This window comes from Paenibacillus sp. N3.4 (genome assembly GCF_008017805.1).
GTDB lineage: Bacteria > Bacillota > Bacilli > Paenibacillales > NBRC-103111 > Paenibacillus_E.
Genome location: NZ_VRTT01000135.1, coordinates 1 through 10,362 on the forward strand (window position 1 = coordinate 1; position 10,362 = coordinate 10,362).

11 protein-coding genes are annotated in these 10,362 nt (G+C 47.4%); 9 read left to right on the top strand and 2 right to left on the bottom strand.

Annotation, left to right across the window (positions count from 1 at the left end; translation table 11 throughout):
* The first annotated feature begins 105 nt into the window (after positions 1-105).
* Genes FU659_RS33565 through FU659_RS33575 form a run of 3 tightly spaced genes read left to right on the top strand, consistent with a single transcriptional unit; the run spans position 106 to position 1,351 of the window.
* Positions 106-363: a Dabb family protein gene (locus tag FU659_RS33565; RefSeq protein WP_147951519.1), complete on the top strand. Its 258-nt coding sequence runs from the start codon at positions 106-108 to the stop codon at positions 361-363.
* Between the two features lie 10 nt (positions 364-373).
* Positions 374-628: a DUF2164 domain-containing protein gene (locus FU659_RS33570; RefSeq protein ID WP_187274578.1), complete on the top strand. Its 255-nt coding sequence runs from the start codon at positions 374-376 to the stop codon at positions 626-628.
* A gap of 54 nt (positions 629-682) precedes the next feature.
* Positions 683-1,351, top strand: a complete 669-nt coding sequence (locus tag FU659_RS33575; protein WP_261808221.1) for an NUDIX hydrolase — start codon at positions 683-685, stop codon at positions 1,349-1,351.
* 52 nt (positions 1,352-1,403) lie between these two features.
* Here the strand turns inward: FU659_RS33575 and FU659_RS36110 are convergent, their stop codons facing one another.
* Complete coding sequence (locus FU659_RS36110) at positions 1,404-1,568, bottom strand: hypothetical protein (RefSeq protein ID WP_187274579.1); 165 nt, start codon at positions 1,566-1,568, stop codon at positions 1,404-1,406.
* Positions 1,569-1,582: 14 nt separating this feature from the next.
* Positions 1,583-1,837 (bottom strand): YpbS family protein, encoded by a 255-nt coding sequence (locus tag FU659_RS33580; protein ID WP_147951512.1) that lies wholly within the window; start codon positions 1,835-1,837, stop codon positions 1,583-1,585.
* 161 nt (positions 1,838-1,998) lie between these two features.
* Between FU659_RS33580 and hrpB the strand changes: the two genes are divergently transcribed.
* From hrpB to araA, 6 genes are all read left to right on the top strand, one after another.
* Positions 1,999-4,488: an ATP-dependent helicase HrpB gene (gene hrpB, locus FU659_RS33585; protein ID WP_147951513.1), complete on the top strand. Its 2,490-nt coding sequence runs from the start codon at positions 1,999-2,001 to the stop codon at positions 4,486-4,488.
* 167 nt (positions 4,489-4,655) lie between these two features.
* Positions 4,656-5,240 (top strand): alpha/beta hydrolase, encoded by a 585-nt coding sequence (locus FU659_RS33590; RefSeq protein ID WP_147951514.1) that lies wholly within the window; start codon positions 4,656-4,658, stop codon positions 5,238-5,240.
* Positions 5,233-5,493 (top strand): hypothetical protein, encoded by a 261-nt coding sequence (locus tag FU659_RS33595; protein ID WP_147951515.1) that lies wholly within the window; start codon positions 5,233-5,235, stop codon positions 5,491-5,493. The genes FU659_RS33590 and FU659_RS33595 overlap by 8 nt, the downstream gene beginning before the upstream one ends.
* Before the next feature lie 303 nt (positions 5,494-5,796).
* Entirely contained in the window at positions 5,797-6,894 is a 1,098-nt protein-coding gene (locus FU659_RS33600) for a GntR family transcriptional regulator (protein WP_147951516.1), read from the top strand.
* Between the two features lie 76 nt (positions 6,895-6,970).
* Entirely contained in the window at positions 6,971-8,680 is a 1,710-nt protein-coding gene (locus FU659_RS33605; protein ID WP_147951517.1) for a ribulokinase, read from the top strand.
* Positions 8,681-8,693: 13 nt separating this feature from the next.
* Complete coding sequence (araA, locus tag FU659_RS33610; RefSeq protein ID WP_147951518.1) at positions 8,694-10,181, top strand: L-arabinose isomerase; 1,488 nt, start codon at positions 8,694-8,696, stop codon at positions 10,179-10,181.
* The last annotated feature ends 181 nt before the right edge of the window (positions 10,182-10,362 follow it).

Below are 10,362 nucleotides of genomic sequence, written 5' to 3' on the forward strand. Positions count from 1 at the left end.
CGAGTCATACTTAATGCGAGTGTGATTGATACATATTGGATCAGAGGGAATTACAAAATAGGAAAGGTTTTTCCCGAATAATCGGCGTTTGATCGACGATTGTATATGCGTTTGTTGGAAGCTGAACAATTCTTGGTTGGGAGTGCGCAAGAACTTGCTGAGATTCCTGGCGTCGAGCAATTTGAAGTATTTCGCCAAGTCAGTACAAAGACGGATTACGATTATGGCTTCTCGATGGTATTCGCCGATCAAACGGCCTATGATGCCTATAATGTTCATCCCGTACATACAGCTTATGTGGCTGAGCGTTGGGTAAAAGAGGTTAGTCGATTTCAGGAAATAGACTTCCGTCTATTTGAATAGGAAGATGACTATGAAACCTATGAAACTACCCAAAGAAGACAAAGAAGCATTAGTGGATGATCTTCAGGAATACCTGGAAATGGATCATGACATTCAACTAGGACGCTTGGCAGCAGAGCAATTAATTGAATTTATGATTGGGCAATTGCGAACTCCTATCTATAATCAGGCGATCGAGGATGCCGGCAAAACATTGCTGGAGAGAATGGCCTCGCTTGAAGACGATTTGTATGCCATGAAGTTAGCCAAGCCAAAGCGAAGATAGAGGTTTGACCACCTTCATGCGGCGGCGCTACAACGCGCACGTTGGGCTGAATGGATGGAAATGTCGAGAGGAGAGATCAGCCAATTGAACAACGTAGAAGAAGTTTTCGACATTTATGATGCTAATATGAATAACATTGGAACGGCTCCACGATCAGAAGTGCATGCTAAAGGCTTATGGCACCAAACGTTCCAATGCTGGATAGTAAGTCACGAAGCTCCTGAGCCGAAACTTCTTCTTCAATTACGGCATCCGGATAAAGACTTATTTCCAAGCTTATTGGATATCTCCTGCGCAGGCCATTTGTCAGCCGGAGAAACGATTCAAGATGGTGTGCGCGAACTGGAAGAAGAGCTGGGGCTCAGGGTCAATTTCAGCGATTTGCTTGCCTGCGGAGTGTTTGCGGAAGATGACATCCTATCGGAACGACTGATCGACCGGGAGTTTTGTCATGTGTTTATATATCGCTGCGATCAACCGCTTAACGATTATTTGTTGCAACCAGATGAGGTAAGCGGCATAGTGGCAGTGAATGCGATGGAACTAGAACGGCTAGTGAAGCAGGAAGCCGAGCAAATCAAGGCAAGCGGCTTCAAACTGCAAGAGGATGGTCAATTAGAAGAAGTACATTCCGTCATCGTTTTGACCGATCTGGTTCCTCATCCTATCGCCTATTTTGACCTCTTGTTCCGTACATTAAAACAGAATCATTGGCTCGCGTGAAAAAGAACCGAAACGGAATTCCGGATCGGTTCATCTTACGGCTATCGAAGGTTTAGGCGAAATACGTATTCGCTATGTAGGCATAAGCGATATATAAGGCAACAGAAAGTCCTACGCAAATAATGCCAAGCGCTGTTTTTCGCTTAAATAAGAGCAAGAATCCAGCACTGAAGGCCGATCCTATAATGATCAAAGAAATAAACGTTAAAATACCCATCGCTGGCGATCTCCTTAGCCTTTATTTACGTAATCACGCACCATATCCTCAGTTACATAGGAACGGAGCGGAGAAATACCGTGTTTGGCATGAGCGATGATTTGGGCCGTGATCGCGTTGATGGAATCAACGGTGAAGGGAATCCCTTGTCTACATAGATCGACTGCAGCATCAATGGCTTGCTCACGCTGCTCGTCCAACTCTGCGAATCGAACCAAATGCAGGTGTTGTTCCGTAGAATGTTTGGTTATCGCTTCATGTACATTCATGTTAAAATCTCCTTTAGTGACAATATTCTTATCCAGTATACACGATTGATGGAAAGAGGAACAGGTTTACTGGGAGAATTCAGAAGAAGAAATAATTCGGAAAATCCGCCTTGAGTGAAATAGTTATTTACAAGTCTTACAGATGTCTCGGAGTGAATCCAATGAATGTGTTGCCGATTGAAACAGTGATCCCTCAGCTACAACAAGCTTTACGCGCAAGTCCTTACGCCATATTGGTTGCTCAGCCCGGTGCGGGCAAAACGACACAAGTACCGCCAGCGCTACTAGAGGAGCCTTGGTTGCATGGACAGAAAATATTGATGCTTGAGCCGAGAAGGCTTGCTGCTCGGGCTGCAGCTCGATATATGTCCAGGCTTCGAGGAGAAGAAGTAGGACAAGCTATCGGTTATCGGGTCAAAAACGACACGCGAATTAGTTCGAGTACCCGCATTGAAGTTATTACTGAAGGTATACTTACACGCATGCTGCAATCAGATCCGGCTTTGGAAGGCGTAGGCGCTGTTATTTTTGATGAGTTTCATGAACGAAGCTTGCATGCGGATTTGGGGCTTGCTTTATGCAGACAGTCACAAACGTTACTGCGGCCTGACCTGAGAATTGTAGTTATGTCAGCAACGTTGGAAGCAGAGCCCGTCGCTGCGATGCTGGATGATGCGCCAATCATCCGAAGTGAGGGAAGAACTTTTCCCGTTGAAACGGTTTATTTGAGCGAGAAATTTTCCGGCCGAATAGAAGCGACTGCCGTGAAAGTTATTGAGCAAGCTTTACAAGAGAATCTAGGCAGTTTATTAGTTTTTCTGCCCGGAGCCGCTGAAATTCATCGGGTTGCTGATGCGCTTGCAGCACGTCAATTGGGGAAAGAGATAGAAATCGCTCCTCTTTACGGCAATCTATCACAAGAAGCGCAAGACCGAGCTTTGGCAGCGAGTGCTTCCGGCTGCAGGAAAGTTGTGCTGGCTACTTCTATTGCGGAAACCAGTTTGACCGTCGAAGGGGTCATGGTTGTGATCGACAGCGGACTCATGCGCTTGCCGCGTTTTTCACCGCGGACAGGCATGACACGTCTGACGACGGTGCCTGTGTCCCAGGCCTCTGCGGATCAGCGCAGAGGTCGGGCGGGCCGGCTCGGTCCAGGCGTGTGCTACCGCCTGTGGACCGAGCAAGAGCAGCGGCAGCTGCCGCCGAGCCGTACGCCAGAAATCCGCGAAGCGGATCTGGCGCCGCTCGCGCTTGAGCTGGCCGCCTGGGGCGTGCCAGACCCCGCTGCGCTGGTCTGGCTGGACCCGCCGCCTGCTGCTGCCTACCAGCAGGCGCGCGAACTGCTCTTGCAGCTCGGCGCGCTGCAAGAGAACGGGGGCCTAACGCCGCACGGCAAGCGCCTGGCGACGTTAGGCATGCACCCCCGGCTTGCGCACATGGTGCTGCAAGCCATGCCGCTTGAGCTCGGCGCACTGGCGTGCGAGCTCGCGGTTATGCTCGGGGAGCGCGATTTCATGCGCGCTGCCGCTGGTCGCGATGCGGACGTTCGTACCCGCATCGAAGCCCTTTGGGAAGCTGCGCGGGGCGAGCAGCGCGCTGGTGTTGACGTTGGCTTATGCCGCCGAATTACGGCGGAAGCCAACCAACTGATGCAGTCGCTCGGCATTCGGCCGAGTGACAACAGAAGTTCTTCAGCGAGCGGTTTGCTGCTCGCATTTGCCTACCCCGACCGCGTCGCGCAGCAGCGCTCGACCGGTCGATTTCTGCTCAGTAATGGGCGCGGAGCCATCCTTCCTGAGCTTCAATCGCTCTCCAACGAACGTTTCCTCGTTGCAGCTGAGCTGGAAGACAGCGGTGCTGAGAGCCGTATTTTTCTGGCGGCTCCTATTCATGAGAACGAACTGCTAGAGGCTTTTGATAGGCAAATTCGGAACGAGCAAGAGGTCGTTTGGGACGCCGCTGCCGGCTTTATTAAAGCGCGAGAACGTATCCGCTTAGGCGCGTTGATCATCAAGCAAATGCCGCTGCAAGATCCTGATCCACAGCTTCTTTGGGAAGCTTTGCGATCCGGCATTCAAGCGGAATCGTTGGAATTGCTGCCTTGGACTCGCACGACAAGACAGTTTCAACAGCGGGTGAATTTCTTGCATCAATCGGGAGGTGACTTTCCCGACATGAGCGATACCGCGCTTCTTGATACGCTTGATGATTGGTTGGGACCTCATCTCTATGGTGTTAAAAGCAAAGGAGCTCTGTCACGTCTTAACTTAACAAGTATCTTAGAGGAACAGCTAACCTGGGAGCAGCGGAGACGGCTGGATGAATGGGCGCCAACTCATATTCAGGTGCCAAGCGGATCGCGGTTACCCGTTGATTATAGCGATATAGCATCACCGACTTTATCGGTTCGTTTGCAGGAAATGTTCGGGCTGACAGACACGCCGCGTCTAGCCAAAGGTAAGGTGCCTGTAACCTTGCATTTATTATCACCGGCACAGCGTCCAGTTCAAGTGACCAAAGATTTGGCGAGCTTTTGGCGTGAGGCTTATTTCGAAGTCAAAAAAGATTTAAAAGGGCGCTATCCCAAACATTATTGGCCTGACGATCCGATGGCCGCAATACCAACCAATCGAGCTAAGCCTCGTTCATAAACGATGAAGCGGCAGGAAGGAACGATAATAACGATGACAGACCAGCTTTACGTTGAGCCTATTCTAATCCCAATATCGGCTGGTTTTGCTACTGCTCCTCATTTTCTGAATACTTCGCGGAAGCCTTGGAAGCTCGTTTTAATGCTGCGGGTTTATGTGCTAAGATTATGATTCATTATCCCTACGGAGACTGGACGAGACCTCGTCTAGATCAGCTTCGGGAAATTGGCAGCGATCTGTGGAATAATGCTCATCGCAAATCGTCTCGATATGGTGGAAAGCGTCTAACGGCATCTATCGAACAGGTCCTTAAACCCGGACAGAAGCTGCTGCTAATTGGACATAGCGCAGGAGCAGTTGCTTCCATTCAAGCAGCGGATACACTCCTTAAAGCTGGGCGAACGATCATCGGAGTTGTGCAAATTGGTTCGCCTAAATGCGCTGTTCCTTCATCTTTATCGCACCGCGTTCTTTATTTGAATGGCGTTAATACCATGCTTAAACCTGTTGATCCGATTCCAAGAATAGGGACATGGGGCGGCTGGAGTGCTGCCCGTTTTGGCTTGAAGCGTTGGAATCACTTGAAGCAAGCGCCCTTTGAACGAAAGCCATTGCCCCTTATTGGAGGACATGCTGACTATTTTCGGGATCATCATCCCTATATATGGAACGAATCAACGAACTTACAAACAACGCTCAACGCCATATGGACATGGCTGCAACTAAATGAAAAGGAAGATGAATATGATTGAAATTCTGAAAGCTAGCATGGAACACAATGACGAAGATGGTTATGTCGGACAAGTCGAGTTTAAAGTAGAAGGGCACGAGCATCCTTATGCGATAACGATTCAAAGCAAACGCCGCAAGGATTGGAGCTATGCGCTTCATTTTCTTAAGGAACCAGGCAAAGAAGAAGACATTATTGCAGTTGAGGATTTATTGGAAGAGGACGAATGGTTCGACCAATTAGTCGATGCTTCCTTGAATGCTTTAGAAAAGTGAAATTAGCGTAATTCAGAGATCTATTCACAGTGAACAGTTTGTTCTTCTTCCCCTAGCAGGTAAGCAAGCTGTTTATCAAGTGCTTTAGCCTGAATGAAACGCTCGAACCCGTGATTTCACGGGTTTTTTCTTGCTTTGAGGGCCGGTTTCAATAAGCACGCTGCGCTTCCATCCCAACACCATACTCTCAAGCTTCCCAGAAAGTTATCAATAACCGAGCAACTGCATATGTACGCTGAAATATGTACATACAAGTTAAGAGGATGCTATAATACGTTCAGAATCATAAGTCCGAGGTGAAACATGAAAGAAAAGCAATTACCTAAATACTTACAACTGAAACAAGAGATATTATCGTGGCTTCATGCGGGGAAGTTAAAACCGAATGATCAAATGCCTTCCGAGAATGAAATTGCTGAACAATTTCAAATGAGCAGGCAGACTGTCAGACAAACGTTTGGTGAACTCGAACAAGAAGGTTGGTTATATCGGATACAAGGAAAAGGTACGTTCGTTTCCACACCGCAAACACAGATAGCCAGAGATGTTCAAACCATTGGCATCCTTACGACGTATATATCCGATTACATATTTCCGCATATTGTAAGAGGGGCTGAAGCTGCTTTACGCGCAAAAGGGTATCGATTACTTCTTTCTTCGACCGATAATGATAAAGAAAAAGAGAAGGAGAGTCTCAATATGATGCTGAGTCAACCGTTAAGCGGACTGATTATTGAGCCGACTAAGAGTGCGGAAGGCAATCCGAATTTAAGCTATTATCTTTCTTTGGATTATCACAATATCCCTTATTTGATGATTAATGAGCGATATCCAGAGATGAATTGCCCTTCTCTAACCGTTGATGATGAGGAGGGGGGCTTCAAGGCCGCAGAGCATTTGATTGCGCTTGGTCATCGCCGTATCGCAGGGTTTTTCAAGACAGATGATTTGCAGGGGGTTAATCGGTTAAAAGGGTTTATTCGCGCACATCGTCATTATCAAATACCGTTATTACCGGAGCTCGTCATTCACTACACGACGGAAGAGAAGAAATATAAACCATTTGACAGCACGATTAAGATGTTGGGGTTTGGGGAAGAAGAGAGACCGACGGCTTTCGTCTGCTACAATGATGAATTAGCCATTCATTTGCTTGAAGCTGTGCGTACAACTGGTCTTCAAGTCCCACAAGATATCTCAATAGTTGGTTTTGATGATTCGTCATTAGCAACCGCTACAGAAGTTAAGCTGACGACACTTTCGCACCCCAAGATGGAATTGGGAACGGATGCAGCTGAGATATTGATTGAAATGATTGAGAATAGACGAGGTTCTAGTATGCCTAAAGGGAAACTATACAAACCGGAATTAATAGTCAGAGAGTCTACGATTCAACTTTAGTCCGTAAGAATTCATGTAGTCAACTTGTACGTACAAGTGATATACTGGGGGTAGCAAATTCAAGGAGGCTTCCCCCATGTCTAAGAAATATGCAATTGGTGTTGACTATGGAACTGAATCCGGCCGTGCCGTCTTAGTCAATTTGAGTGACGGGACAGAAGTTGCAGATCATGTAACTCCTTATCCTCACAACGTTATTGACGAAAAACTGCCAATATCCGGAATTAAATTGGAATTTGATTGGGCCTTGCAGCATCCACAGGATTATCTGGATGTTCTGACAAGGTCTGTTCCTGCTGTCGTGCAGGCATCCGGTGTAGATCCTGCGGATATTATCGGACTAGGTATTGATTTTACTGCTTGTACGATGCTGCCGATTGATGAGAAGGGGCAACCGTTATGCTTCAATCCCGAACTGACAAATAATCCACATAGCTGGGTTAAGCTATGGAAGCATCATGCAGCGCAAGATGAAGCCAATTTAATTAATGAAATTGCTGCACAAAGAGGGGAATCGTTCCTTCCACGATACGGCGGGAAAATTTCCTCTGAATGGATGATTGCTAAGATTTGGCAAATCGTAAACGAGGCTCCGGACATTTTTGAGCAAACGGATCGTTTCTTGGAAGCAACCGATTGGGTTGTTTCACAAATGACTGGTCAAACGGCTGTTGTCCGAAACAGCTGCACAACGGGGTATAAATCAATTTGGCATAAGCAAGATGGTTATCCAAGCAAAGATTTCTTCAAAGCTCTTGACCCACGTCTTGAACATTTGACTGAAACAAAGCTTCGCGGCGATGTCGTAGCATTGGGTACTAAAGCGGGTGAACTGACGGAGGACATGGCGAAACGCATGGGTCTTCAAGCAGGTACAGCCATTGCTGTAGGCAATGTAGATGCTCATGCAGCGGTGCCAGGCGTTAGTGTTGTTACGCCGGGGAAGCTGGTTATGGCTATGGGAACATCGATTTGTCATATGCTGCTTGGTACGGAAGAGAAAGAAGTAGAAGGGATGTGCGGCGTTGTAGAAGATGGCATTATTCCCGGATATATGGGCTATGAAGCGGGCCAGTCCGCTGTTGGCGATATTTTCGCGTGGTACGTGGAGCAAGGTGTCCCCACGTATGTGCAAGCTGCTGCTGAGCAAGAAGGCGTTCATGTGCATGAATGGTTGGAGCGTCGTGCATCCGCTTACAAACCGGGCGAGACGGGGCTGCTAGCTCTGGATTGGTGGAATGGTAACCGCTCGGTGCTTGTCGATACTGAACTGAATGGTCTCATAATGGGATATTCTTTATTAACGAAACCAGAAGAAATTTATCGTACTTTACTGGAAGCAACCGCTTTCGGTACCCGTAAAATCGTGGATGCTTTTCATGAGAACGGCGTAGAAGTACAAGAGCTTTATGCGTGTGGCGGACTACCACAAAAAAATCGTCTGCTTATGCAAATTTATGCCGATGTAACAAATCGGGAAATCAAAATCGCAGATTCGAAGCAAACGCCGGCACTTGGCGCAGCGATGTTCGGTGCGGTAGCAGCGGGTGCAGCTAAAGGCGGGTACGACAGTATTGTTGATGCTGCCCAGCAGATGGCGAGAGTACGGAAAGAAACGTTCAAACCTATTGCCGAGAATGTTGCCGTTTATGAGCAAATTTATAAGGAATATAGCAAGCTTCATGATTATTTTGGCCGTGGCGAGAATGACGTGATGAAGCGTCTTCGTTCCATCCGTGAGGAAGCACGTCAATCGTTCATTCTTTCCAATCACGATATAACCTAGGAGGCAAATTGCCATGAACCCTTATTCAGAAAAAGTATTTTGGTTTGTAACCGGAAGTCAGCATCTATATGGACCTGAGACCTTACTGCAAGTGGAAGAACATTCCAAACAGATCTCGGAAAGTATAGACCGTGATTCGATTATTCCAAGCAAACTAGTTTTTAAAGCTGTCCTCACAACACCGGATGCTATCCGAAGATTGTGTTTAAATGCGAATGCCGATGATTCTTGTGCAGGTATTATTACTTGGATGCATACATTCTCTCCTGCCAAAATGTGGATAGCGGGACTCGCAGAATACCGTAAACCATTGCTTCACCTGCACACGCAATTCAATCGTGATATTCCTTGGGATTCCATCGATATGGATTTTATGAACCTGAATCAAGCTGCGCATGGCGATCGTGAGTATGGTTTTATTGGCGCACGTATGGGGATATCTCGTAAAGTTGTAGTTGGTTATTGGGAAGACCCGGCAGTGATTAGCCGTATTGCCGGTTGGATGCAAACGGCAGTTGGTTTTGTTGAAGGACGTCAATTGAAAGTAGCGCGTTTTGGCGATAATATGCGCCAGGTGGCTGTAACTGAAGGCGATAAAGTAGAAGCGCAAATCAAATTCGGCTGGTCGATAAATGGGTATGGTGTCGGCGATCTTGTTCAGCGAATCGGAGATATTTCTGAATCCCAGGTCGATCAATTAATGGATGAATACAACGAAAGCTACGATTTTACAACTGAGGGACGTTCATCAGGTCCTATTCGCGATGCCATTCGCGAACAAGCGCGCATTGAGCTTGGCCTCAAAGCGTTCTTGCAAGAAGGGAAGTTCGGCGCGTTTACGACATCTTTTGAAGATTTGCATGGCCTTAAACAGCTTCCCGGACTCGCCGTTCAACGTTTGATGGAACAAGGATACGGTTTCGGAGGCGAGGGCGACTGGAAAACAGCGGCGCTGACGCGTGTCATGAAAATTACGGCGCAAAACAAGGGCACTTCTTTCATGGAAGATTATACCTACCATATGGAACCTGGGAATGAGTTGGTCCTTGGCGCACACATGTTGGAAATTTGTCCGACAATTGCAGCTACACGTCCAACGATTGAAGTACATCCACTTGGCATCGGTGGAAAAGCAGACCCGGCTCGCCTCGTATTTGACGGCTCTTCAGGTCCAGCGATAAATGCGTCGTTAATCGATTTGGGCAACCGTTTCCGTTTGTTGATCAACGAGGTGGATGCGGTTCAACCTGTGGAGTCCATGCCGAAGCTTCCTGTCGCACGCGTATTATGGAAGCCGCAACCCTCGCTCCGCGATTCCGCAGAAGCTTGGATCTACGCCGGAGGTGCGCACCATACCGTTTTCTCCTACCGTGTAACGACTGAACAATTGGTTGATTGGGCCGAATTAGCAGGCATTGAAGTAGCTATTATCAATAAAAACACGTCAGTCCTGCAATTCCGCAATGAGCTTCGCTGGAGCGAAGCAGCTTGGAAACGCTAGAATTGTAACAAGCATACACCGTCTATCCTTATGGGTGGCGGTATTCTTATGGATGGATACTATGGAGACAAATGTGACTTCGATCATGCCTGTTGATTAACCAAAATAAGGAATCCATAAATTGAAAAAAGATCGCTCTTTCTGTAAAATCGTTTGCACCACACAACACGATTTGAAAGAG